Source organism: Mesorhizobium sp. M7D.F.Ca.US.005.01.1.1, from assembly GCF_003952545.1.
GTDB classification, from domain to species: Bacteria; Pseudomonadota; Alphaproteobacteria; order Rhizobiales; family Rhizobiaceae; genus Mesorhizobium; species Mesorhizobium loti.
This window is the reverse complement of the sequence record NZ_CP034453.1, coordinates 2,082,541-2,105,311: the sequence shown is the minus strand read 5'-3', so window position 1 is coordinate 2,105,311 and position 22,771 is coordinate 2,082,541. Positions and strand designations below refer to the sequence as shown.

At 58.7% G+C, this 22,771-nt stretch carries 19 protein-coding genes and 3 pseudogenes; 7 read left to right on the top strand and 15 right to left on the bottom strand.

Going from position 1 to position 22,771, the window contains the following annotated elements; translation table 11 throughout:
• Window positions 1-231: 231 nt before the first annotated feature.
• Complete coding sequence (locus tag EJ076_RS35465) at window positions 232-756, top strand: hypothetical protein (RefSeq protein WP_206438844.1); 525 nt, start codon at window positions 232-234, stop codon at window positions 754-756.
• A 1,474-nt stretch (window positions 757-2,230) separates the two neighbouring features.
• Here the strand turns inward: EJ076_RS35465 and EJ076_RS10015 are convergent.
• From EJ076_RS10015 to EJ076_RS10000, 3 genes are all read right to left on the bottom strand, one after another.
• The gene (locus tag EJ076_RS10015; RefSeq protein ID WP_109671030.1) at window positions 2,231-2,425 is read right to left on the bottom strand and encodes a hypothetical protein; all 195 of its coding nucleotides are present in this window, start codon (window positions 2,423-2,425) and stop codon (window positions 2,231-2,233) included.
• A gap of 640 nt (window positions 2,426-3,065) precedes the next feature.
• Window positions 3,066-3,917 carry an exodeoxyribonuclease III gene (gene xth, locus EJ076_RS10010; RefSeq protein WP_109671033.1) on the bottom strand — a complete coding sequence of 284 codons (852 nt, stop codon included), beginning with the start codon at window positions 3,915-3,917 and terminating at the stop codon, window positions 3,066-3,068.
• Window positions 3,918-5,509: 1,592 nt separating this feature from the next.
• Window positions 5,510-5,713: a CsbD family protein gene (locus EJ076_RS10000; protein ID WP_109671037.1), complete on the bottom strand. Its 204-nt coding sequence runs from the start codon at window positions 5,711-5,713 to the stop codon at window positions 5,510-5,512.
• Between the two features lie 943 nt (window positions 5,714-6,656).
• Here EJ076_RS10000 and EJ076_RS09995 point away from each other — a divergent pair.
• Together EJ076_RS09995 and EJ076_RS35700 are read left to right on the top strand one after the other, a co-directional pair.
• A pseudogene (locus EJ076_RS09995) lies at window positions 6,657-6,776 on the top strand (amino acid ABC transporter permease); the annotation flags it as partial.
• Window positions 6,773-6,943, top strand: a pseudogene (locus tag EJ076_RS35700) (ATP-binding cassette domain-containing protein); the annotation flags it as partial. The pseudogenes EJ076_RS09995 and EJ076_RS35700, both read left to right, overlap by 4 nt.
• Here EJ076_RS35700 and EJ076_RS09985 read toward each other — a convergent pair.
• The 3 genes and pseudogenes from EJ076_RS09985 to EJ076_RS09970 form a co-directional block, all read right to left on the bottom strand.
• Window positions 6,943-7,460: pseudogene (locus EJ076_RS09985) on the bottom strand (amino acid ABC transporter permease); the annotation flags it as partial. The pseudogenes EJ076_RS35700 and EJ076_RS09985 sit on opposite strands and share 1 nt — an antisense overlap.
• A gap of 523 nt (window positions 7,461-7,983) precedes the next feature.
• Window positions 7,984-8,451 carry a hypothetical protein gene (locus EJ076_RS09975; RefSeq protein ID WP_109671042.1) on the bottom strand — a complete coding sequence of 156 codons (468 nt, stop codon included), beginning with the start codon at window positions 8,449-8,451 and terminating at the stop codon, window positions 7,984-7,986.
• A gap of 917 nt (window positions 8,452-9,368) precedes the next feature.
• A complete protein-coding gene (locus tag EJ076_RS09970) occupies window positions 9,369-11,582 on the bottom strand; it encodes an EAL domain-containing protein (RefSeq protein WP_109671046.1) in 2,214 nt (737 codons plus the stop codon).
• 491 nt (window positions 11,583-12,073) lie between these two features.
• Between EJ076_RS09970 and EJ076_RS09965 the strand changes: the two genes are divergently transcribed.
• Window positions 12,074-12,358, top strand: a complete 285-nt coding sequence (locus tag EJ076_RS09965; RefSeq protein ID WP_126067728.1) for a hypothetical protein — start codon at window positions 12,074-12,076, stop codon at window positions 12,356-12,358.
• 112 nt (window positions 12,359-12,470) lie between these two features.
• On the opposite strand, the gene EJ076_RS35695 is transcribed toward EJ076_RS09965, so the two are convergent.
• On the bottom strand, window positions 12,471-12,860 hold the full coding sequence (locus EJ076_RS35695; protein WP_245462990.1) for a hypothetical protein: 390 nt from the start codon (window positions 12,858-12,860) through the stop codon (window positions 12,471-12,473).
• Window positions 12,861-13,346: 486 nt separating this feature from the next.
• On the opposite strand from EJ076_RS35695, the gene EJ076_RS09955 reads away from it, so the two are divergent.
• Entirely contained in the window at window positions 13,347-14,162 is an 816-nt protein-coding gene (locus EJ076_RS09955) for a class I SAM-dependent methyltransferase (RefSeq protein ID WP_126067727.1), read from the top strand.
• Window positions 14,163-14,298: 136 nt separating this feature from the next.
• On the opposite strand, the gene EJ076_RS09950 is transcribed toward EJ076_RS09955, so the two are convergent.
• The 4 genes from EJ076_RS09950 to EJ076_RS35130 form a co-directional block, all read right to left on the bottom strand.
• Window positions 14,299-14,523 carry a DUF768 domain-containing protein gene (locus tag EJ076_RS09950; protein WP_109671054.1) on the bottom strand — a complete coding sequence of 75 codons (225 nt, stop codon included), beginning with the start codon at window positions 14,521-14,523 and terminating at the stop codon, window positions 14,299-14,301.
• Window positions 14,524-14,929: 406 nt separating this feature from the next.
• Window positions 14,930-15,946, bottom strand: a complete 1,017-nt coding sequence (locus EJ076_RS09945) for an ATP-dependent DNA ligase (protein ID WP_109671057.1) — start codon at window positions 15,944-15,946, stop codon at window positions 14,930-14,932.
• Window positions 15,943-18,600 (bottom strand): DNA ligase D, encoded by a 2,658-nt coding sequence (ligD, locus tag EJ076_RS09940; protein WP_109671060.1) that lies wholly within the window; start codon window positions 18,598-18,600, stop codon window positions 15,943-15,945. The genes EJ076_RS09945 and ligD overlap by 4 nt, the downstream gene beginning before the upstream one ends.
• Window positions 18,601-18,699: 99 nt before the next feature.
• Window positions 18,700-18,867, bottom strand: a complete 168-nt coding sequence (locus EJ076_RS35130; protein WP_164548591.1) for a hypothetical protein — start codon at window positions 18,865-18,867, stop codon at window positions 18,700-18,702.
• A gap of 100 nt (window positions 18,868-18,967) precedes the next feature.
• On the opposite strand from EJ076_RS35130, the gene EJ076_RS09935 reads away from it, so the two are divergent.
• Window positions 18,968-19,795, top strand: coding sequence for a Ku protein (locus EJ076_RS09935; protein WP_109671063.1), 828 nt, complete (start codon window positions 18,968-18,970; stop codon window positions 19,793-19,795).
• Between the two features lie 35 nt (window positions 19,796-19,830).
• Complete coding sequence (locus tag EJ076_RS09930; RefSeq protein ID WP_109671190.1) at window positions 19,831-20,139, top strand: helix-turn-helix transcriptional regulator; 309 nt, start codon at window positions 19,831-19,833, stop codon at window positions 20,137-20,139.
• Window positions 20,140-20,454: 315 nt separating this feature from the next.
• On the opposite strand, the gene EJ076_RS09925 is transcribed toward EJ076_RS09930, so the two are convergent.
• The 4 genes from EJ076_RS09925 to EJ076_RS09915 all read right to left on the bottom strand — a co-directional run bounded on the left by EJ076_RS09925 (window position 20,455) and on the right by EJ076_RS09915 (window position 22,592).
• Complete coding sequence (locus EJ076_RS09925; RefSeq protein ID WP_206438780.1) at window positions 20,455-20,670, bottom strand: hypothetical protein; 216 nt, start codon at window positions 20,668-20,670, stop codon at window positions 20,455-20,457.
• A 226-nt stretch (window positions 20,671-20,896) separates the two neighbouring features.
• A complete protein-coding gene (locus EJ076_RS09920; protein ID WP_109671191.1) occupies window positions 20,897-21,508 on the bottom strand; it encodes a methyltransferase domain-containing protein in 612 nt (203 codons plus the stop codon).
• Window positions 21,509-21,671: 163 nt separating this feature from the next.
• Complete coding sequence (locus EJ076_RS35125; protein WP_164548590.1) at window positions 21,672-21,845, bottom strand: hypothetical protein; 174 nt, start codon at window positions 21,843-21,845, stop codon at window positions 21,672-21,674.
• A gap of 417 nt (window positions 21,846-22,262) precedes the next feature.
• Window positions 22,263-22,592 carry a YMGG-like glycine zipper-containing protein gene (locus tag EJ076_RS09915; protein ID WP_109671065.1) on the bottom strand — a complete coding sequence of 110 codons (330 nt, stop codon included), beginning with the start codon at window positions 22,590-22,592 and terminating at the stop codon, window positions 22,263-22,265.
• Window positions 22,593-22,771 lie beyond the last annotated feature (179 nt).

The following is a 22,771-nucleotide window of genomic DNA, read 5'->3' as shown; positions in this document are numbered from 1 at the left end:
GATCGACAAAAACTGACAGCCTCAGCGCCTCCCCTTTGTCTGTCCGTGGCATCGGGCAACACTTCCTTGTCTTCGGCGCCTTCGTGCCGGCGCGATTCCACAACTTGCGGCCCAACGGCTTAGTTGCGAGGGGGCTCGCAGCGAGGGCCGCTGGGCCTAACCGGCGGCATGTTGTTGGGATGTGCTGCCGGCTGGTGAAGAAATATGTATTCCTGGGAATTTTAGTGAAACATGCGAACGAAGGAAGGGCAGAGCCCGCTGGGCCGGGCTTTTACCATTTCGGTCGAGGGTGTGACCGGCATGGCAGCCCCTGCCGTGGCCTCACTGTTCAACGCCTATTGGCACGACATCTGGCGCGTGCTGCGTGGCGGGGTGAGGAACCTTGAATGTCCGAAGTGGTTTGTCTTCAAAAAGGAGAACCACGCCATGCATCCCAAATCATCTCTCGATATGCCCGGCCCCGACCCCCGCAAGGACACAGACCGGGGGAGTCGCGAAGCCGTCGTCAAAACGGCGGACAAGACCAACGACTGGCATCGTGATCAGGTCCATGGTGAGGGCGAGACTATCGGCATCGAACCCGACCGCGACGACAATCTCGCAACAGCCCAAACGAATACCGGTATCGAAATGGATGGCGTCGAGGAAGACGATGACAACGCTTATCAGAACAGCGACGACGCCTTGCCTGACGATGAAGAGGAGGCCGCCATAGCCCGTCATCCCACCCGGGAAGGTCGGTTTGACGAGACATAGTTACCGGGCGCCTTTCAAGGCTATGTAGCGGGCTGGACGAGTTGCGCCAACATTATTTGGCGCCGTCTACGGTACACGGGATATACCGCTGCCTTGGTCGGCTTTTTGTGCAACGTGTCTGCAGTTGTGGAACATTGTCACGCCGACGAAATTGGTTACATGCACTGACCCACAGAGTGCTTCACCATGAGACCTTGCCCGCCGCCGAATGGTGGCGGGCTTTTAATTTCACGTTAGGGCGACTGGCTACTTGCTGATGATCCAGTCAACCAAGCCTGCTTCGGTCTGATCGCATCCGGTAAATTCGAATACCAGGCTCCTAGCCAGATTGCGCCATTGGGCCTCTGGTACCTTCGTTTCCAGGATCAAATCTCGAAATACAGAGCGGAGGATGTCCGCATCGAAGGCCGAGACAACAACGGGAACCGGGCCTGTATCCTCCCAAGCTCGCGCCATGTCGTCGCGATGACGTTCACGAAGGCGCCTCAGGAGATCTCGTGACGTTTGGATAGACTTCCGGGATCGTTCCATGTCCCCAAGGAATCCGGCAGTTCCTGCCATCGTGTGCTGCCTAACGAGAGCGGCCGCTTCGATGACCGCTTTTGCGCTATCTAAATGTGGTTGAACCATCGCGGCCTCCCTTCCGACGAAGGGAATATTTTTACTCTCTTTTGAGGGTTACCCCAGGGAGATTCTCTGTACGGTTTTAACCAAGCAATTGCCGGCCCATTAGTTCGCTCTAACTCAGCCAAGTGGCAATCCCCTCAAAGTTGCCGCAGTGGCCGGCGCTAGTTTCACTATTGTTCTCACCGGGCAATAACGCGCCGGCCATTTCCGAATCGGATTTGTCAGCACTAGGATGTTTGAGCGGCAACCCGCGAGGGGCTCGGCGCATGTCCCTGTCGGGGCCGTTGTAACTCTTTTGAGACTGTGAATTCCTACGATAGCGCTCGAAGATAGACAGCTTTTTTGCATAGCCGATGCGGACCGAAACCCCGCAGCTATCGCATCTGAACGCGCCGATCGTTCGGAGCCAGGAGCCGAGTCTGACCATTGGATGCGAACAAGCCGGGCACTGAAACTCCATTGGCATGTCGCGTAGATCATCGGATAAAGGCATGTGCAGTTCCCCTGACGCGGTGCCCTGTCGGGCTCCGGTTAAGCTAAGCCGAGAACAACCGGAATGGAGGAATGTTCCGGGCATGGTCTTTTGGCTGACTGGCAATGGACTTCAGTCTTATGCGATGCCATCTGCGCCGGCCGGCGGGGCCTATCTTATTCTTTACGAGGAAACTGGATGATCTCGGCGCTATCTTCGAGTTCCAGCGGCTCGTGCCATGGCTCCCCATGGCGCAAATCGCGCTGATCGACCTTCTGCCCGCAAGAGGGGCATGATAGAAATGCTGATCTTCCGGGATATCCTCACCGCCGTACAGCGTGCCGGGAATTGGAGGGCCAAGGTCTGACAGCTTCGTCATAGGCTGAAACTGTACTCGAAGACGTGGCCGCGCTTTTCGTCCGTGACCCGGATCCACACTGGCTCGCTGGTGCGCAACGTGACTTCGCGCTCGGTTGCTTCCCTAGCGGCCTTCAAAGGCGTGGTCGCATTGACGATGTGGGCCGCTGTGACGCTGTCGCCGTCCATTTCCTCGACATGATATTTCGGCACCAGCGCGCTCCTAAAGGCTGTCCAACCGAACAACGTGCGGCCCTTGGCTTTGTTGCGGCCACGGGGGCAACATTTCGGATTCTGGAACTATTTTCAGCCTTAGCTAATTCAATCGCGGCTGCCGCGTTCCGTCCTGGCACGGCTGCTGATCTTGGTGTCTTGGGAGGCCCGCGTCCGCTGGGCGCGGGCGATACAAGAGTCCGCGTCATAGCAATGGTCAGTTCGGTCACCAGCCAGAATGGAAAGCGCCGCGGTGCGCAAAGCGCTCGACCGCCATAAGGTCTACATCACCGCGCGGCGCTTCTCAGGTAGTGATTCTAGGATGTCTGACAGTCCGATTTTCGGGCGGATCCGCTTCTTGAACGATCTGTCAGGGCGACCAAGTCGTCACTGCCCGGTTCGGATCTTAAGCAAGGCGGCCCATCACGAAGTTGCTGACCGAAGCCTGGAGGTCGCCGCTGATGGCATCTGGGTGCCACGCGGCAGTCATAGGCGCGGCAACGTTGCGGCCTTCTCCCCACGGTTGCACCGCGTTTTCGCAATCGTTCATCCGATGACATGGCGCTAGGTTGAGGTATGTGTCCAGATGCTTTCACCGTTCACCATCGTTCAGGCGGTCGCACAAAAGCAGTTGTGAACTCTAGGGCCCAGGAACGAAATTTGCCAGAATGGAACTTTTGTCGGCGGTGGGTGATGGCGTTTTTCGATTTCCCGGAAGATCGAGCTCTATCCAAGCTGGCGCATGATCGCTCGGCTTTTCCCAAGCTCGCAAGGCAGCATCGACGCCGGCATCACGTAAGCTGGTCGAAAGGGCTGGGCTGAGGAGGAGATGGTCCATGCGCAGGCCTGAGCTGCGGTCATAACCGCCCCCGTAGGAGAAGTTCCAATAGGTGTAGATGCCTTTCTCCGGATGGATGCGACGGACGGCATCGATCCAGCCGTCACCAAGCATTTTGGCATAGGCTCGCCGGCTCTCCGGAAAGTAGACTGCGTCGCCCACCCAACGTCTTGGGACCGCGGCATCGATCGGCGTTGGCACGACATTGTAATCGCCGCAAAGAACGGTTGTGACACCTTCTGTGAGCAGTAACTGGCTGTAGCTGATCAGACGGTCGAACCAGCGCAGCTTATAGTCGAATTTCGGGCCCGGCGCCGGATTGCCGTTTGGGAGATACAGGCATCCCACGACGACCCCATCCACCTCGGCCTCTATGTAGCGGCTGTGAGTGTCACCAGAATCCCCCGGCAGGCCGCGTCGACGTTCCAGCGGCATTTTTCCCCGGGCTAGTATGGCTACACCATTGTAGGATTTTTGTCCGTGCCAGATCGCGCCGTAGCCAGCGTTCCTAATGGCTTCGGCAGGAAATTTCTCATCCGACGTCTTCAATTCCTGAAGGCACACGATGTCATAGTCGTGCTGGCCCAGCCACTTGATGAGCACGGGCAGACGTCCGTTCACGCCGTTCAAGTTGAAGGTTGCGATGCGGATCATCTGGAGTTCTCAAGAAACCTTGCCGATATGAACATGAAGTTGTCAGTGGTCTTTCCAGGGCTGAGCGGCCTCGCCAACCTGAGGCATCGTTCATCCATCGGCTCTCCTTAACCGCCCAGCGCGGGGAAAGTTCACAGCGCCGCTCCCGAGCATTGGGCATCATTCAGGCGCCATATTTCTGCGGCGTGTCGTTTAATGAACCTTAGGGCTGGCGCGGCGTTCCATCCAGCCAACTCGGTTGATGCACTATGACGGATTCCAACGCCGGTCCCGCGCCCCAGAAACAGGACGCAATTGGTGCCGAAGCTCGCTTTTCATACGATCGAATGGCGGTCGAGCGGTTTCAGCAAGCATTTCCGCGTGCCAGATGGAGCGACGAGCGCAAGAGCTGGTTCGTACCCGGAAAGACTGCAGCCCAGCGGATCGACCGCTGGCTGGCGCAAGAGGCGGCGTTGCGAGTACCTCATGACGATAGTAAGGGACGAGATGCCTTCGCCTTCGAGCCAATCTCAAGCCGGTATCTGGACATCGCGGACGACCTGCGCGTCCGCACGCCCTATTCGAGGACTGTGCTTGAAGAACTGCGCGCTGTCCCGTGGGCGAGTTGGGACGATGAATTGCGGGCCTGGAGAGTTCCATTCCGCTCATATGAGGCTCTCCGGGCACGATGGCCAAGCATCGAACGGGCTGCCCAGCATGCCGAACCGGAGGAAAGAAAACGGCGACGTGCGGCCGCCAGAAACACCGAAGCCTGTAGAGCCGCACAACAGCGGGCTGGTGAACGCCGGCGCCACCGCTACCCGTTGCCAGCTCAGGATCTACCTACCTTGGGCCGCGCCGTCGCCACCGAGCAGTACGGGATTGTCGTCTTCAGCGAATTTGCCGGTGAACTCGTTGAGCTGTCAGACGCAGCCGCCTTCTATCCCCACGCCTTGCCTGCAAGTGGTGACTTCGTTTGGGGTAACTGGCGTTCGGCAACCCTGGCCGAACTTGTGAGCACATGGCCTGCTCGATCAGCCGCCGGGCCGACTGAACGCTTAAGAGGCTGGTGGAGGCCAACCCTTGCTGAACTGAGAGTTGCCCGTCGAAAGGCTCGCAGCAGGGAGCACAGGAGGCGAAGTCACGCGCCGTAAATCCGTGCTCACATTCGTTTCGTTATCCGCGCATTGCTCAAGTCGCCGAGCCTTGGAGTAGCTCGGTGCGCATAAGACCGCGCCCGATCGCCGGACTACGGCCGCGCACGAGAAGTTAAGCGCCAAAGCACATGGTTCGAATGCGCCCCCGTTCGACAAGAGCTCATCGTGGATTAGCCCGACTGTGCAGACGCTCCAGCGTCGTCGCCATGGCCGCCACTTCGTCGCTCATGCTTATCGCCTGTCCAAGTCTAGGGCACTATCATGGAACGACTCTGCCTTGGGATGCCGGGCCGAGACCGCGTGGTTGCCAGCTATGGCGAACCGACACGCCATGCAGGGCTGCCGCAGCTCCGCGTGGCCGGGTAGCTCCTAAAGTCGAGCAGCCAAAGTACCCCAGCAATTGCGACCGCCAAACTATGTGAACCAGCGACCGTGGTAGGCGAAGGTGCCGTGAACCTACCAGCCCTGTCGATCGTACCAGTCATCGACGTCACGCCGGACGCGATCCTTCTCAATGCCGTAGCGTTCCTGGATTATGCCTTCGAGCTGATCGCGCTTACCCGCGATGCGGTCGAGATCATCATCAGTGAGCTTGCCCCACTGCTCCTTCACCTTCCCCTTGACCTGCTTCCAATTTCCTTCGACCCGGTTCCAATCCATGGTAGCGACCTCCGTTTCACGGTGAAAGACTGCGTTTCACGGTGAAACGGTCTTGTGGCCGTGGGGTTCCACGGGACCACGAACCTGCCGGCGCGCGTTTCGCGGGCGATAGGACTTAAGCTAATCGTAAAACGCACGGAACAGCTTGACGGTGGTTGCGGCCATTGTGAGGCAGCGCGAGCGCTCCGGGGCACTCCACACGCCGCGCAGTGATCGCGAGCGAGGATTGGGTGACCGGTTCGAAGTCGATCTCAAGTTGCCGCCTGCGAGCGAAGTGCCGTTTCGGCCCATTGGCAATCGGTGAAATGTTGTCGGAACTTTCGTCCATCCTGCAGGAGGCTCCGTGAAGTGGCGGTTGCGTTGGCGCCTATTTCGCTGGGTGCCGGTGGTTATGCTTCACATCTCCGTCGACAGATCGGGAACCACCACAATGTCACAGGCAAACGTGCTGCCGGAGATGAAAGTTAAAGCCCCCGGCGCATCACTAGCGCCGAGGGCTTCGAGGCATGTACTATCTACCTGTCATGTCCGCATATGATCGTGGCCTAATATGATGGATGAACCATGAATGGCCACCTTCCAGCCCTAGGTCATGACTGGTGCGGCGAGAGCCATTGGAAGGACCATGATGACCCGGAAACTCGCAAGCTCATGAAACCTCAGTGTTCACGCAATTGCGCCAAAAGGGTTACCAAGGATGTCCTGCCGGATGACTTTTGCGTCGGTCGTGACGGCCGTGGGGATAGATTTTCACTATGGGCAGACCGGCTGCTGTGAGGCGTGAAAGTGCTTCAATTTGCAATTTGAGGTGGCCGACTATTTTCGCACAAGCCATTCCAGCAACGCGGGATCGATGTCATCGCTCCCAGTGAAGTCGCGGATAAAGTCGGCGGCCAGTGCCCGCCATCTGTCTTCAGGGATATTCTCTTCGATGACGGATTTTACCTTTCAACACATAGAGATGCTGATTTCGGCGGCCATGATCTACTGGATGCCGTCGATCTGCCTCGAACTGATTCAGGCGCGGATCGAGCGGCATTGCCACAGGAGCAAGGTGCGATGAGCGCTCAGGCCATTATTGAAGCCAAGGCCATATCAAATGGTATGCTCAGTTCCACGCGCTGAAGGACATCAATCTGACGGTCCACAAGGGCGAACGCATCGTCCATCTGCGGGCCATCCGGCTCAGGCAAGTCGACACTGATCCGTTGCTTCAATCGCCTCGAAGCGGTCTTCTGGCCGAGTGTGCGCGCCAGAAACATTAGCTCCCAAACGCCGATGACCGAGCCCAGCGAGGAATCCCTCAGCATCGAGATGAATTGGTTGCCTGTCGCGGAATGATGACCGGCAGAGCCTGCGGCAGGATGATGCGGCGCATAGTCAAGGCGAAGCCGAAGCCCATGGAGCGCGACGCCTCCCACTGGCCGCGATCGATGCTTTGTATGCCGGAGCGAAAGATCTCGGTCATGTACGCGCCGTAGCAGAGCGAAAGCGCCAGGATGCCGGCAGGCACCGCGTTGATGACGAAGCCGAGTTGCGGCAGGCCGAGATAAATCAGGTAAACCTGGATGAGCAGCGCAAGGCCGCGGAAGAAGGACGTGTAGAAGCTGGCGATGGCGTAGGCGAAACCATTGCTGGAAAGCTTGGCGACCGCGCCGGCGACCGCGATGACCGAAGCGATGACGATGGAAATCGCCGAGACGTAGAGCGTGGTGACAACGCCCTGGCTGATCAGGAACGGCAGCTTCTAGGGTGCATGTTCGGACCGGAACGCCGTCGCGCATGGTGTTGACTGACCCCAAGTTCAGCGGAATCCCGCCGCCCCATTCACGGCAGCGGCGGGTCGCCCCTGAGGTGGAGCTCACGGGCCGTTGGGATCCCGCTGCCGCATAAATTATTAGAGCGAGCTAAAATTCCGACAAGCTTCTGACCATCAACGCATCGGGTGGGTTCTACGCAATGTACGTATTTTTCAAAGCCTTGCAGGCCTGATCCTGACGGATTTAATCTTCCTTTTTAGGGGAGGCTGCGATGGATAGCGTGCAGCCGAAAGGCAAGGTCTCACCTTGCGTTGAAATGATCGAGGCATGCGGAGAGTGGTTCGTCCGCATAGTGTCGGATGACGGAGAACTTACCCATTCATTTGAGCATGAATCGCTCGCGATGGCATATGCGGAAGGCCAGCGAATAAGACTTCGCCTTGACAAGGTGGTGCGGCTCTAACGCCATGTTGCAGCGGAGTACCAACACAAAGTCGCTGCGCCTGTCGGCTAGCAGCCTTCGGCTTTCAGAGACCGCACCATACGCACAACAATTGGATCGTACGGTGTCTTTTCAAATCTGCTGTAATTGATTGTGAAAAGAGCGGCGCGGTCGTTGCAGACTTTAATGGCACGGACGTAACGGATTTCGCCATTCTTGACTCCCGAATAGCTAGCCCATTTCGGGGTGAGGCGCCGGTAGCTGAGCTGCCAGCCCGCCTTTTCGTCCTCCATCATCCGATGTTCGATCTCTGCGCGAAAGCTGGCCTTGCCGAGCCTTGCACCCCATACGGCAAGAAACGCGTTTCTTGGGCCCTGAAAAGCTGCACCCTGATCCTCATGCTGTGTCAGCACGAAACCAGGAGGAACATCGAACGTGAAGCCAAGCTGCCGGACGCCGAAGGGCTGCCACGCTTGAGCCTGAAGAAGCGTGGAGCAAAAAAGATAGGCGAATAGGCTCAGCACAAGACGTGGCATTGGCTTGATCTATCATTGGTTCGAGGCCAGACGCTTCGGTCTCGCAGGCGCTTTAGTCGCGTCAAAAGTGGCCGGTAGCAGCAGTTGAGTCTCGGTCGAGGTCGTAGTTATTCGGTCAATCGGCTGGATAATCACCATCCGTCCGTGTCGTTCGGGCCATGGTATCCGACCCGAGAGGAAGAACAAAATTCCGACAATGCCACTGACGAGCAGCGCAGTGAACGTGTTTGCTATGACCTCGCCAAGCCGCACCCGAATCCTCCGCAAATGAGTACCCGCCACCCCCGTCTGGCGGGTACGACCGACGATGAAGGGACTAATAATCGGCGGTCGTTTCGAAACGGTCGGCGGCGCCAAATGTTGCCGAGTACGGACCTTTGCCGGCCACCGCTAGGACTTCAGTCGTAGTTGGGTAACAAACAGCGGGCGCCACTTTGTGCCCCGCAGCTATGTGCTGACGAAGCTGTTCCACCGAAGCCAATCCGGAGCGCTTGTCTGCTTTGGCAGTGGACACAAGATGGCAACCTGATCAGCGAAAATACCAGGCGCTTGAATACGTCGGCTCCACGGGAGAACTGCGCTCGCTGCACCACTTCAACAGGGTAGTTACATCTCCGCTTATCGGAACGCCGGCATTCGTGACGTCCAGATCGCTAAGCCGATGATGACGATCAATATCCAGAAGAGCGAATTGACGAGCATGCGAACGAGGTCGCGGTTTTGGTCTTTGGTAACGCCAAGCCGATCGGAGAGAATGTCGCCTGGCGCGATAAACAGCCAGAGTATGAACCGGCCGAGCCTTGCCATACCATTCCTTGCCTCTCCAGCAAGACAGGAAAGCACCATCGCGGGCGCAAGTCGAGGGGGCCATATCGAAACTGCCCGCTCACCAGCCGGGCGGAGCCAATTCGGCGGCCTCAGGCGGAAGCGCGCCTTGCTGCTCCCGCTATGAGATCTTCAACCTCTTGCTTGGGCACGGGCCTGGACAGCAAGAATCCTTGTAGCTGCTCGCAGCCGAGTTTGCGCAGAACATCGCACTGGCTCTGCGTCTCCACACCTTCCGCCGTGGTGCTGAGGCCAGTGGCGCGGGCCAGGTCGACTATGGCCTGAACAATAGCCTCGTCACCATTTGAGTGACCGAAGCCCTGCACAAAACTCCGATCGATCTTAATCCGATCGACGTCCAGGCTTTGCAGGCGTCCAAGCGAGGAAAATCCCGTCCCGAAATCATCAAGAGCAAAGCGCACGCCGATGCTGCGCAACGCTTCGATGTTTTGCCGGCACTCAGTCCGGTTTTGAGATAGCGTGCTTTCGGTAACCTCGAGTTCGAGCCGTCGAGGATCCATCTGAGTCTCCAGTAAGATGCTCGTCACCCTCATGGCGAAACTCGGATTGCTCAGCTGCAAAGCCGACACGTTCACTGCCAATGTCTCTATTGGCCAGTGCACAGCATCGAGACATGCCTGCCGGAGAACCAGCTCGCCCAGTTGTTCAACGAGCCCCGTTTCTTCGGCCAACGGTATGAACAAGTCGGGGGCAACCCAACCACGCTCCACATGCGACCAGCGAGCAAGGGCTTCAACGCCCGTCATCCTGTTTGTGTCTGCAGTGTATAGCGGTTGGTAGTGAACCTGGATCTGGCAGGGCGCTTGCAAAGCAGTGCGCAGGTCCTGTTCGAGACCCTTGCGCATTACCAGCGTCTGGTCCATCTCGGTTCCAAAGAATGCATAACCGCTGCGGCCGCCGGCTTTGGCGTGATACAGTGCAACGTCTGCTCTGCGCACCAACTCCACCCACTCCAATCCGTCCCTTGGAGCGAACGCTACGCCGACACTCACCCCCACAAAGAGCTGAGCTCCCGCGACTTGGAATGGCCGGCGAGCGGTCTCGAGCAAATGTTCGCACAATGTCTTGACCTCATCTTCGCCTGCGACCGAACGCTGGATGATGATGAATTCGTCGCCTCCCAAGCGCGCGACCGTATCTGCATCAGTGGTTAGCCGCCTCAGCCGGTCTGCGAACTCCCTAAGCAACTCATCGCCAGCGGGATGACCAAAGGTATCATTAACCTGCTTGAACCTGTCGAGGTCGAGGTAAAGAATTGCCAGCTGCTCTCCCGTCGAGGGCAGTCGCGATAGCGCGTCAGCCAAACGGTCGTTGAATTGGACACGATTGGGCAGCGCCGTGAGGAAGTCGTGGTGGGCGAGGTGAAAGATTCGACCTTCCGATTCAATCAGCTTCAAAGTTCGCCTGCGAAAGGCCCTCAGGGCTACACCGACACCGCCCAGCACCAGCGCGAATAAGGCGACGACAATTGGAAGCAGTTGAAAAAGGGCGAAGGTCCCGGGCCGATATGGCTGCCAGACGAAGAAGCCGATCGTCGAGCCAGATCGGTCGATGAGGGGATAAGATGTCTCTGCCGAGGCGAGCCTATTCGCCCAGGAGAAACGCGCCCCGTCGAGCAGATAATCCTGGCGCAGCAAGCTAAGGAAACCGCCATCGAGATATCGAATCGCGACGTGCAGAAACTCCTGACCCGGTATTTGCGCGATGTGGCCACTGTCGGAAACGACCGGCTTTATACTCACAATGGCAGGATGGCCCGAGACAACGGCCATATCGGAGGCACCTATCGTGAGCACCCGCTCCGTTACTCCCTCGGTGTCCCCACGTTTCAGTCTTGCCCTAAGATGAACGACAAGAGGCGCTGTCATCTGGCTAACGGAACGGTAGCTGGAGGACGCAGCAGTCGAGCCGTCGACGAATGCGTAGACCGGGGCGTCATTGGCGTCGAGAATGTAGACCTCGTCATGGCCAAAGTAGGTGTGCATCCAACTTCCGAGATTGGTATCGATCCATTTTGCGTCGCGGGTCCGCAGCGCATTGACCGCATCGTCCCAAACCGTGACGCTCTCCTGGTCATGTGCCACTCCGTTCTCCAGATTGGATACGATAAGGGCAACTAGGCTTTTCTGTCGCGACACGGCAACACTGTCAGTCTGGATAGCCGACCACAGCAAAAGTCCTGTGGTGACGGTAGCAACTACCAGCGTGAACATGATGATGGGCAAAGCCGTTCTCAACAGGAAGAGACGGCGGGTTGGTTCGCCAAAATGCCGTAGCGGTTTCATGAACCTCCTTTACAATAGGAAAGCTTCTGGACGGTTAAAAGGCACCGGTCGCTCGACAAGCTGCTCGGTGATATGTCGTGTCGCCGTCGCGCCTTGAAGGGGGCAAAGAGGGCTCGAATTTAGCGTTGCTGCGATTCGATCCGGGCCAGGCAGTGATTTGGCTGGACGAATCAAGCGTTGTGGCCGGGCTCGCGATGTTGCTCGGGTTCGACCCAAAAACGAGTACAACAAGGTCGCGAAGGCTGACCTTTACTCTGTTGCGCCGACCGCACTGAGAGCAAGTGCAGTTGATCGAACCAATGTGATCGCTCGGTTGCGTTGAGGCCGCCCTAGCGCCGGCCAGACGAGTGGATGCCGGACCGTCTGTCGCCCGTCCGCTGTGGTCCCCATGTCACGAAGCCGACGATATTTACCCGTTGTTCCATGACGACGCATGGCCAAGTTGGAACACAACGGCTCAAGGGACATTTGCTTGATGACAGGAGATGTCCATGCCAAAATTCCGCTTTGAGACCATCGATTCCGACCGCACGACGATATCCGAGGAAGAGTTGGCCAGCGCAGACCTCGCAAGTCCGCGCGCCATCGAAAAAGCTCACGCAGTGCTGCTTGCGCATCGAAGCGTCGATCAAACCGCGTCGATCACCAAGGTATATGATGAGGCCGGCTATCTGGTCGCCACCGTCAACTTCTCGGACGTGATGCGCGACGAATCCCGGCGGCAGCCGATCAGTGATCCGTTCCCCGAAGAGCCGGGCGTCATACGATCGGGCTGACTGTTCTGCGGGCTTTTCTTTGTCAGGGAGTGCAGTCGTCCGGCAGGTTCGATCGCCAGAGAACGCGCAATGCCACTTGTCACCGGAATCGCCTTCGCCCTCCTCATTTTGTTCATCGTCCTGTTTTTGACCCATGCCACGCGAGACCTGCAAAGCTCGCCGCTGTTTTGCCGCTTGAAACGCCGCTGTCATCATTGGGATTGCGACCACAGGCCTCGCACCACGAAACTTCACGACACTCGTATGCGCCGATCGCGCTGGTACCTATGATGGGAATGAGGGGAGGCTCAGAGTGCTTCGCCGAACCAAGAGATTTCAATTCCTTGATTTCCTCGTCGCGCCGCGCAATGCGGCTCTCGAGGTTGGCGAGGCGTTCGGTCAAAAAGTATCGTCCAACCACAAAACCGCCACTTGCAAAAAGGACAGCGCAGGTTGCAAACACCGTTGGATTGGCCACTACCAGCACCGAGTTGGTCTGGAAGAAATCGATGAGGTCTTGCATCGCTTCGGCTGCTCCTGAGGTGCGTTGTGACGCGTAAATTCCCAACGGCTCTGCTGCGGCCGCTCGCTCAGCAGGCGTTCATCGGCTTGCTCGACACGACGCCATTGGCAGAAGGCATCCCGGACTATCCGCCCGCACATTTCCGTGACTGGTCCCAATCTGATCGGAACGATGTTCTGTCCGACCGGTCACGCCGCGCTGTCGCGACCTCACCGACCGCCTACTGCTAATCTACATCTCATCAAATAAGGAATATATTCCTCTATCGTCAAGAGCTTCCTGACTTCGATGTTCTTATTCTGTCCACCATCAGCTGAGCTGGAGGCGAACCAGGGAACTTCGTTTAGACCGATTGGGCAACCGAGCGCCTTGCGGAGGACATCCGGACCGACAATGGGGTTCTCGGCGCGGACATTGGAATCCCACGGGCGCCAAACATTGCCGAACTCACGCAATAGTGGGAAGCTGCGCACTTAGGGAGTATCCATGAGCAGCGTCACCACGCATTACGGCAGCGACGGTATCGTCGAGCGCATATTGGCCGCGATCCCCGACGCCAAACCCGACAGTCTCAGTGCCGCGCAACTCTATCCGTTCGACCAGTTGCATGGCCGCGAGCTCATTGCCACGCAGGATCATGCTGCTCGTCTGGCCCCCTCGCCCACCGACCGGATCCTCGATATCAGCAGCGGCATTGGCGGCCCGGCGCGCTTCCTTGCCGCCACCTATGGCTGCGACGTCGACGGCGTCGACCTCACGCCAGCCTTTGTCGCGGCGTCCAGCCGACTGACCAAGCTCAGCGGCCTGGCCGACAAGGTTCGCTTCCACGAAGCCAATGCGGCGAAACTGCCCTTTGCCGAAAACACGTTCGACGCGGCAATCTGCTTCTATGTCGGCATGAACATCGCCGACAAGGCTGCCGTCATCGGGCAGGCTTTTCGCGTCCTGAAACCGGGCGGCAAGTTGATCTGGACCGAAGCCGTGCTGGCGGGCGGTGAGCCGCATTACCCGTTGCCCTGGGCGGTCGCGCCGGAGGCCAGCCACCTTGTTGACCGAAACGCCCTGAAGACCCTGTTCGTCGACGCAGGCTTCCATGTTGACGACATCATTGACGAGACCGGCGAACATGTCGAACTGGCATTGAAAAGGGCAAGCTCCGGCATCATGCCCTCGCCGGCCCAACAGCAGGCCAATGAAATCGTGCTCGGCGCCGAATTCGTGCAGCGACGCAAGAACTACATCCGCAGCCTGAGCGAAGGCCGGTTGGCATCGCTGGCCGTCATTGTCTCGAAGACTGCCTGACCCGAGCCCGACGCACGATGACGCACGAGCGATAGAGCAATCGACAGCGTCGTGCCGACCACCAGTGCAACGATCATGACGTAGAAAAGTGGGGGTGGGTGAAGTAGCAACTCGGCCGCAACGAACAGGAAGCGATTCAGTCCACCAACCCGCCTGCCCGGTATTCCATGGCATGAAAAATCGCTTCGTAGACGCTCTCTACTTCCTCGTCGACTTCTTCGGTCGATATTCCCTGCCGGCCGGCCTCTTGCATGGCCTCGTCCGCCAGATCGGCGACCGAAACCAGCAGATCAGGGGGCGCCTTTTCAGGCAGGTGTTCTGAAATCCAGTGATAGAGAAAGTCGGCGCCACGCGTGCTCATATCGCTTTAAGTTCGCGGGTGTCGTTCGGTTCCGCTGGGCATTCCGCGCCTTTGCGCGCAGAACACCGAGAGCTGGTTCGGGGTCTTTCATCTTCCTGGGCACATGCCTGCGGAACCGCCCGCAGATACTTGCCAAACCGGAGAGCACACACCGCTACCTGCCTTTGAGGCGGAGTAGGATTTGGCGACCTCACTTGAGATCCAGACAATGCTACCTAGCACGACAGGTGGAGTTTGGCGCGCTGACCGGACAGTCCCTTGAGGGCCGATATTATTTGGCCGAGGATGCTGCCGAAGCGGTAGCGACGGCTCTCCGCGTGGTCCCACCTTTTTGATCCTACGCTGTGATGGCTACTGCCCGAATGGCCTTACCCGGCACCCTCAGAAATGGACGGGGCCCCGTTCGCTATTTCAGCAGCTGGTCGAACGTACACTGTTTGGGGTGCTTGTCGGGACGCCAGCGTATGAACTTGGTCCCATGCCGAAAGCGATCGCCTGTGACATGATCGAACCGAACTTCTACGACCAGTTTCGGCTTCAATGGCTCCCATTGCCCGCTTCTTTCCGTACTCCAGCGACTTGGGCCACCCGGCGCTTTGCCGGTAAAGCCGGGAGGTGAACGCAAAGCTTCGAGTTGTCGCGTCAATTGTGGCCGGTCCTGCTCAGCGATCGTCGAGGTGAATCCCACATGGTCGAGCTTGCCCTCACCATCATAGAGCCCAAGCAAAAGAGAACCGACCTCGGGCGAGCTTGCCAGATACCGGAATCCGCCAACCACGCAATCCGCCGTGCGCAGACGCTTGACCTTGACCATGGCACGCTCGCCAGGTCGGTATCCTTCGTCGAGACGCTTTGCGACAACGCCATCCGTCGAACCCTGCCCGGATTGACTGAGCCACTTCACTGCCGTCATCACGTCCTGAGTCGACCGCGAAAGCTCAAGGCCGGTGCTTCCAGTCGACGGAATGAACGCTTCCAGGGCCTTGCGGCGCGCTGACAGCGGTTGGTCCATCACGCTGCCGCCGGGACCGGCCAGCATATCAAACAGGATCAGTTTGGCCGGCGTTTCGGCAGAAAGTCTCCGGATCCTGCTTTCCGCTGGATGCAGCCGCATCTGCAATGCATCGAACGAAAGCGCGCCATCGACGTCGATCACGATTTCCCCATCGACCACGAACTCTTTGGCCTTCAAGGCTCGCAACATCGAGACGACTTCGGGGAAATACCTGCCGAGCGGCTTGCCCGATTTCGCGCGCAAGTCCACCTTATCGCCGGCTTTGAAGGCAAGGCAGCGGAACCCGTCCCATTTGGGTTCGTACTGCCATTGGCCGGCGCCGTCAGGCAACGCGTCTGCAGTTTTCGCCTCCATCGGCACGGTGTCCAATGGAACGCCAAACGGCAGCTTTGCGGTTTCAGATGTCATGCGGCGAGCTTTGCCGACCCCAGCCGCTTGATAGCGGTGCTGATCGAGCGTTCGCCATCACCGTAATCGGTCCAGGCGACGGTCTTCTTCAGGAGGCCGGGCACAGTGGCGACCGTGTATCTCTTCGGATCGAGGTCCACCTTCACCTGCCCCCATGTCAGGGGCATGGATACCGTTGCGCCTTCTCTCGCCCTCGGAGACAGTGGGGCGACGGCTGTCGCCATGCGATCGTTTCGAAGGTAGTCCAGGAAGATTCGGGACGTCCGCAGCTTCTTGGCCATATTTACAAGGTAGAGGTCTGGGCTATCGCGTGCCATCTGCATGCAGACCGCCTTGGCGAAGGCCTTGGCCTCGGGCCATGTGGTTTTGCTGCGCTGGGTCGCCAAGGGCGTGACAACGTGCAGCCCCTTGCCGCCCGTCGTCTTGCAGAAACTCACCAAACCCAAATCCTCCAGACGGTCGCGCATTTCCTTGGCCGCCGCGACGACCTCGGCGAAGGCAACTTCCGGACCAGGGTCGAGATCGAAAACCAGTCGGCCGGGGATCTCGGGTTGCCCGGGTTGGCAATTCCAGGGGTGCAGCTCCAGGCCGCCGATCTGGGCGATGGCCGCCAGCCCCTCGACACGATCGATCTGCAGATATGGCTTGTGGTCGCCGAAAACCTTCACCAGTTCCAGCAGATTGGACGTGCCTGGCATTGCGTGGCGCTGGAAGAACTGTTCGCCCGCATAGCCATCAGGAGCGCGCACGAGGGAGCAGGGTCGTCCCTTGAGATGCTTGATCATCCATGGGCCGACGGCCTCGAAGTATTCGGCCAGGTCGAGCTTCGTCACCGGCTGCCCGCCGTCGCCGGCGTTCGGCCAAAGCGGCTTGTCCGGCTTGGAAATGATGACGCCCATGACAACCGGGCTTTTTCCCGCAACTCGCGTTGCCTTGGCAGGGTCGGCGAGCTTCGTGTCCTGAGGATCGGCGGGGCGCTCGGCCTCGACGTCCTTCGCTGGTTTGTCTTCACGCAGGGCTTTGAAGGCAGCCTGCCTGACATTGCCGCCCCCAGTCCATCCCGCGAACTCGATCTCAGCAACCAGTTCCGGCTTCGTCCAAAAGATGGTGGAGTCCTTCTTCGGCGCGCCATCGCCGGTGAAAGGTGATTTGGTCGCCGTCATTGCCTTCAACCTGGGCAGCAGTTGCTTGACCTTTGCCTCGCTGAAGCCGGTTCCGACACGGCCGATATAGGCGAAATGTTCGCCGCGGTTGACGCCAACGAGCAAAGATCGGAATTTGCCGTTGGTGGTAGACCAGCCACCGATGACAACCTCATGCCCGGCGCGGCATTTCGATTTTACCCAAGTGTCGGTCCTTCCCGACACATAGGTTGCATCAGCCTTTTTGGAGATGATGCCTTCAAGCGAAAGACGACAAGCAGAACGCAACACCGCATCGCCGCCATTGGTGAAGTGCTCGACATAGCGGATCAGGTGTTCCTCGCCGCGATCCACCTCGCCCAGCATCTCGCTCAGCTTTTCTTTGCGTTGCGTAAGAGACAGTCTGCGCAAATCCTCGCCGTCGGCGAACAACAAGTCGAAGGCAAAGAATACGAGATCCTTTGTCCGGCGCTCGGACAGCGCGGCTTGCAAAGCGGCGAAATCCGGTGCGCCATTTTCGCCGAGCGCTACGATCTCACCGTCGATAATGCCATCGGGGAAATCGGCCGCCTCTTTTGCGATGGCGTCAAATTTTTCCGTCCAATCCAGACCTTTTCGTGTTTTCAACGTGGCGGCGCCGTCCTCGATGCGCAACTGGACGCGGTAGCCGTCGAATTTGATTTCATGAACCCAGTCTGTCCCTGCCGGCGGCCGCGAAAGCGTCGCGCAGAGCTGTGGTGCGATGAAGCCAGGCATCTTCGCCGTCGAACCCCGCGGGGCTCCTTTCGCAGGCAGCACCGCCTTCGCCGGTCCCTTAGACGACTTGGCGCGCTCGTCGGCGGCGTGGCCACGATTGCTGTCCCACACCGCATCGGCATCGGCCACAGAAGAGCCTTGCATCATGAACGGCTTCGGGCCGGAACCCTTGCCCGCGGCAATTTTTTCCATGCTCCGTCCGGAGGCCACGGATCGATCATGAGACAGCACCGCGTCGCCGTTGCCATCCGTCGCGTATTCGTCACGATGCTTGATCAGCAGCCAGTTCGTCCGTCTCCCGCCATTGCGGTCATGCTTCATGCGCACAAGCACAAAGCTTCCATGCAGGCGCTTGCCGTCGAGCATGAACTTCAGATCACCCTTTTCCAGTGCCTGCTCAGGAGGCATGGAGCCTTCCGGCTGCCAATAGCCTCGATCCCACAGCTGCACCGTTCCGCCGCCATACTGCCCCTTGGGGATGGTACCTTCGAAGTCGCCGTAGTCGAGCGGATGATCCTCAACCTGGACGGCCAGGCGCTTGTCCTGAGGATCCAGAGACGGACCTTTGGTAACAGCCCACGACTTGAAGACACCGTCGAGCTCAAGGCGAAGATCATAGTGCAGTCGCGTCGCCGCGTGTTTCTGAATGACGAAGCGGAGCCGGTTCGATTTAGCGATCGAGCGCTCGCCACTCGGTTCTTTCGTCTTCGTAAAATCACGCTTGGCGCGATAGGTGGAAAGCTCGCCTTTTGTCATGCAACAGATCCCGGCTGAGGACGCGACGCGCGACTCAACGCCGTGGACGAGATTTGGTTCGTTCGGCGCTGGAATGACGCGGCAGTCACTTTTTCCGTCTCAGAGGAGATGTGGCGTCTTAATCTCCGTCGCCGCGGATTGGCGCTCGACACATCGCGGTCCAGCAAGGTCGCTCAAGACAAGCTCGATCTCGGCACGCAGCTGTTGCCAAAACCCTTCAACCTTGAAGACCTTGCCGAAGAGCTGCGGGCCGTTCTCGATGAGCATAGGTCCGTTGGTCAGGCACGCCTGACAGCGGCAAGACCGGCATGCAGCGGAACGATTCAAACGCCCGTTCGTTTGCCTCGACGGAAACAGGACAAATTAAATGGTTGCGCCGCGTGCGGCCTGGAAGGGCTTTCTGAAGGTTGGTTCCGTCGCTTGCGGCGTGAAGGTTATCGGCGCAACCAGCGAGGCATCCAAGATTCATTTCAAGATCCTGAACCGAAAAGACGGTCTGCCGGTCAAAAGTGTTTATGCCGACGAGCAGACGGGAAAGACCGTCGAGGCGGAAGACCAGGTGAAGGGGTTCGAAGTCGAGAAAGATGAGTTCCTTCAGATCGATCCCAACGACATCAAGGCGCTCAAGCTGACATCGGATCATACACTTGAGGTCGGCGAATTCGTATCCATTGACGACGTGGATACGCGCTATCTCGAGAAACCCTACTATCTGATTCCTGCCGACGGCGCCGCTGTCGAGGCTTACGGCGTCATTCGCGACGCGATGAAGAACAAGGGTGTTGCTGCCCGATCCTGTATCGTCCTTTATCAGCGCGGCCGGGAGGTGCTGATCCAACCTCATGGCAAAGGCATGCTGATGACAGAATTGCGGAGCCACAACGAGGTGGTCTCGGCAGACAGTGTTTTCGATGGCTTGACGAAGGCGAAATACGATCCTGAATTGCTCGAAATCGCCGGCATGCTGATCGACAAGAAAGTTACGACTTTCGATCCTTCAAAATTTGAAGATACGTATGAAGATGCGTTGATCGCCATGATCGATGCGAAGCGCAAGGGTAAGGCGCCGCCAAAGCCGGCTCCCAAGCCAAAAGAGAACGTCATCAACCTGGCTGAAATTCTTAAAAAGAGTCTCAAGCAGGAAGGGCTGGCAGCATCCAGAAAGAGCCTTTCGCCGAAGCGTAAGAAAGCTTGAGCACGGCCGCGCCCCACGCGATCGAGGAGACATTTGTGGTCCGACCAACCCGGGAACAATGCCGTGCGGCAAGAGGGCTCTTAAATTGGTCGCAAGCCAGGCTTGGCGCAAAAGCGAATGTGAGCGAAGGAACGGTTAGGGACTTCGAAAACGGCAAGCGTGTACCGGCCACCGACAAGCTCCTTGCGATGCAAGCCGCATTGGAAATGGGCGGCGTGGCTTTCCTGAGCCATGGGCAGACTGCGCAAGGCGGAGGACCGGGAGTTCGCCTAAGGAAGCCGACGGCACCGCGAACACGCGTTCGAGATGGCGAAGCCGGCATCATCGAAAACAGTGAAATGTAGAATGCTGCAGGCTAGCAGCCCCTCACATCTGGTCGTTGTAATGCTCTTTCGCTTGTCCAACCATCTTCGCCAGTTCGGAAAATGGGGGATGTCCGATTCACCTTGGGCTTTGTCAGCGATCTGAAGAAGCGGGATCGGACAGCAGATCGCGTTGCGATTGGCAGGGGAACTTCATTTGCCCCCTGGTTGCCTGTCGCGGGACGCCTCAACCGTTCTCAGACCGATATCAATGTCGTCGACAGCAGGCCCTTGTGAACATGCACATTGTTGCCACGCAATCGAAGTCATCAGCCTTCGCGCGAAGATTTGCGACGTTCATGGGCTGTCCTTATTTATCTGCCCCGAAGGGTTCTGCCCGTCCGACTGATGGGTCTTGTCGTTCACTTCGTTCGAAGGCCGTGTCAGTCCCACCCCGCTCCTCGGCTTCTTGTTACCCGCCGCGTCCTGGGAGAAAGAATCCGAAGGGTCGGGACCGGTCTTGGCCGGATATTTTGTTGCTCCCGTTTCGCGATGGTTGTCGTTGCCAGACATGTGCAGCCCTCCTGTGTGATCGTCGATAACCACACCCGACGCCACGAGTTCCATTGCGCATGGAACATTCCCCGGGGGGCCGATCGTTGGCCAGCAAAAGCGATAGCTGCACGGCCAGGATCAAGAACCTTAACGCAGGCGTTGTCGAGAAGCCGGATTTGGCTCAAGCCAGAATTGAGCGCAAAGACCTCAACTGCAGGGGTCGCGACTTAGCGCGCTCGGCCACTCACGCTCTCTTCGCGAACGCCCAGACCATCAGCGGGTATTCCTCGTCGTTGCTGAGGTCGCGCCACAGGCCGTAGGCGCGCACGGGGCCGCCGATATGGGCCCTGGCGCAGGCCTTGTTGCCCCAGCCGTGGACCTTGACGTTGGCTTCCGCGAAGCCGCCCTCGACCATCAGCTGCTTGAGGCCGGCGGGGGTCCATCTGTTGTAGTCGTGCGGCCTGGCGTGGACGCGAAACAGGAAGGGTGTCGCCACCATCGCCCAGCCGCCGGACCGGGTCATGGCGTGGATGTTTTCCACCGCTGCCTGCGGCCGGCGCACGTGCTCCAGCACCTGGTCGGCGATGACGATGGAATATTGCTCGTCGGTGCGGTCCTTGCAGATGTCGAAAGCAGGGAAATCGACCGACCTGTAATTGGGGCACATCGCCCGCCAATAGCGGTTCCAGCCAGGCGAGATCTCGATGACGTCGGAGGCCTTGCGGTTGCCGGCTTCGAGAAAGAGCGTGAACGCCTCGATCTGGCGGATGCGCAGCCAGTTGCGGGAATCGTAACCGATGAGCCGTTTCACGGCGCGTTTGCTTTGGCTTTTCAGGGCGGCAAGGCTTGTCGTCACATCGACCTCCTCCACAACCCGCCGCGAAGAACAGTCTAGCCCGGGCAAGTGGGCAAAAAATGACAGCGAGCCAATTTCTCCCTCGAAGGCCCTCCAACGAGTGACAACAAAGCTTCGCCATGGGAGGGCTCGTCACCGACCTCCAATTCTCAACAAAGGAATCTCACGTGATCTTGCCAGACGCCGGATCCGTCGCTCCGCGTGCGCAGCCGGCGAACAATCCAGGACGGTCGCCGGCACTTCGTACCGCGTGTTCCTCGACGCCTCCTCGACCGACGAGTTCGCCACCAACGCCGAACTGGCACTCGAACTGGAACCGCACCGCGTCCAGCGTCATTATGACGTTCATCGCGATAAATAGCACTGAAGCCTGATCGGGCCGAGGCGACGGGACCGGGGCGGCCCGAAGACGGAACCGGCCTGCGGAATGCCGATACCTCGCACATCAAAGAGGCGGATCCGGGGACAGAATCCGCCTCGTCTGCCGACAGGGCTTCGGGGGGAAGACGGGGGTCGGCAAACAATCCGATAGCAATATCAGCAAGCTTCTTGAGGCGTACTGTGCTCCGGAAGAATGGATTGTGAGCGCGTTTTGGATCCCGCGCAATTCGCCCGATAGACGTAGCCTGATATGCCTATGGACGTGTCGCGGACGCGTCCATTCCGTCCGACCTAGGCCGGATCGGGCGACGAGCTCCCCTTCCTTTCTTGAGCAACTACCTGCTGGCAAACGCGTCCCGCCGTCAGGCTCGCATCAATAATCGCCGTTGTAGTACCGGTCGTCGCAGGGCGCCGTGTAGATGCGGCCGTCGCGATCCTCGTAGCGGCACATCTGGTCGCCGCGGCGCTGGTCTTCGCGGCGCTGTGGGGTGGTGGCTGAGCCGACGACGGCGCCGAGCAGGGCGCCGCTGGCCGCGCCGATGACCGTGCTCTTGGTGTTGCCGCCAATGGCCTGGCCGACGAGGGCGCCGCCGGCGCCGCCGATCAGCGCGCCGGTTCCGGCCCGCTGCTGGCCTTCGGTCTGCGCGCAGCCTGCCAGTGCTGCGGTCATCAGCACGGCTGCGATGGCTTTGTGAAAGTTCATGTGCGTTCTCCCTTGAAGGCCTGAAATCCCTATGGCTTGCCACCTGCGGCCGCAATGCGGCGGAACGGGGGCACGAGGCCTCACGATAAAAGACATGGTTTCTCGGGCGTTGATAGAAACCCTGCCTGCTATTTTTTGACCCTCTCGGTTCATGGCAACAAAGCCTCATTCGATACAAA

Coding starts and splice junctions, on each gene's coding strand:
- EJ076_RS35130 (WP_164548591.1), bottom strand. CDS start 18,867: ATGCTCATCGAGAACGGCCCGCAGCTCTTCGGCAAGGTCTTCAAGGTT.
- EJ076_RS35125 (WP_164548590.1), bottom strand. CDS start 21,845: ATGACGCTGGACGCGGTGCGGTTCCAGTTCGAGTGCCAGTTCGGCGTT.
- EJ076_RS09975 (WP_109671042.1), bottom strand. CDS start 8,451: ATGCCACGTCTTGTGCTGAGCCTATTCGCCTATCTTTTTTGCTCCACG.
- EJ076_RS09945 (WP_109671057.1), bottom strand. CDS start 15,946: ATGACATCTGAAACCGCAAAGCTGCCGTTTGGCGTTCCATTGGACACC.
- EJ076_RS09970 (WP_109671046.1), bottom strand. CDS start 11,582: ATGAAACCGCTACGGCATTTTGGCGAACCAACCCGCCGTCTCTTCCTG.
- EJ076_RS35695 (WP_245462990.1), bottom strand. CDS start 12,860: ATGCAAGACCTCATCGATTTCTTCCAGACCAACTCGGTGCTGGTAGTG.
- EJ076_RS35465 (WP_206438844.1), top strand. CDS start 232: ATGCGAACGAAGGAAGGGCAGAGCCCGCTGGGCCGGGCTTTTACCATT.
- xth (WP_109671033.1), bottom strand. CDS start 3,917: ATGATCCGCATCGCAACCTTCAACTTGAACGGCGTGAACGGACGTCTG.
- EJ076_RS09950 (WP_109671054.1), bottom strand. CDS start 14,523: ATGAGCACGCGTGGCGCCGACTTTCTCTATCACTGGATTTCAGAACAC.
- EJ076_RS10000 (WP_109671037.1), bottom strand. CDS start 5,713: ATGGATTGGAACCGGGTCGAAGGAAATTGGAAGCAGGTCAAGGGGAAG.
- EJ076_RS09925 (WP_206438780.1), bottom strand. CDS start 20,670: ATGTCTGGCAACGACAACCATCGCGAAACGGGAGCAACAAAATATCCG.
- EJ076_RS09965 (WP_126067728.1), top strand. CDS start 12,074: ATGCCAAAATTCCGCTTTGAGACCATCGATTCCGACCGCACGACGATA.
- EJ076_RS09955 (WP_126067727.1), top strand. CDS start 13,347: ATGAGCAGCGTCACCACGCATTACGGCAGCGACGGTATCGTCGAGCGC.
- EJ076_RS09915 (WP_109671065.1), bottom strand. CDS start 22,592: ATGAACTTTCACAAAGCCATCGCAGCCGTGCTGATGACCGCAGCACTG.
- ligD (WP_109671060.1), bottom strand. CDS start 18,600: ATGACAAAAGGCGAGCTTTCCACCTATCGCGCCAAGCGTGATTTTACG.
- EJ076_RS09935 (WP_109671063.1), top strand. CDS start 18,968: ATGGTTGCGCCGCGTGCGGCCTGGAAGGGCTTTCTGAAGGTTGGTTCC.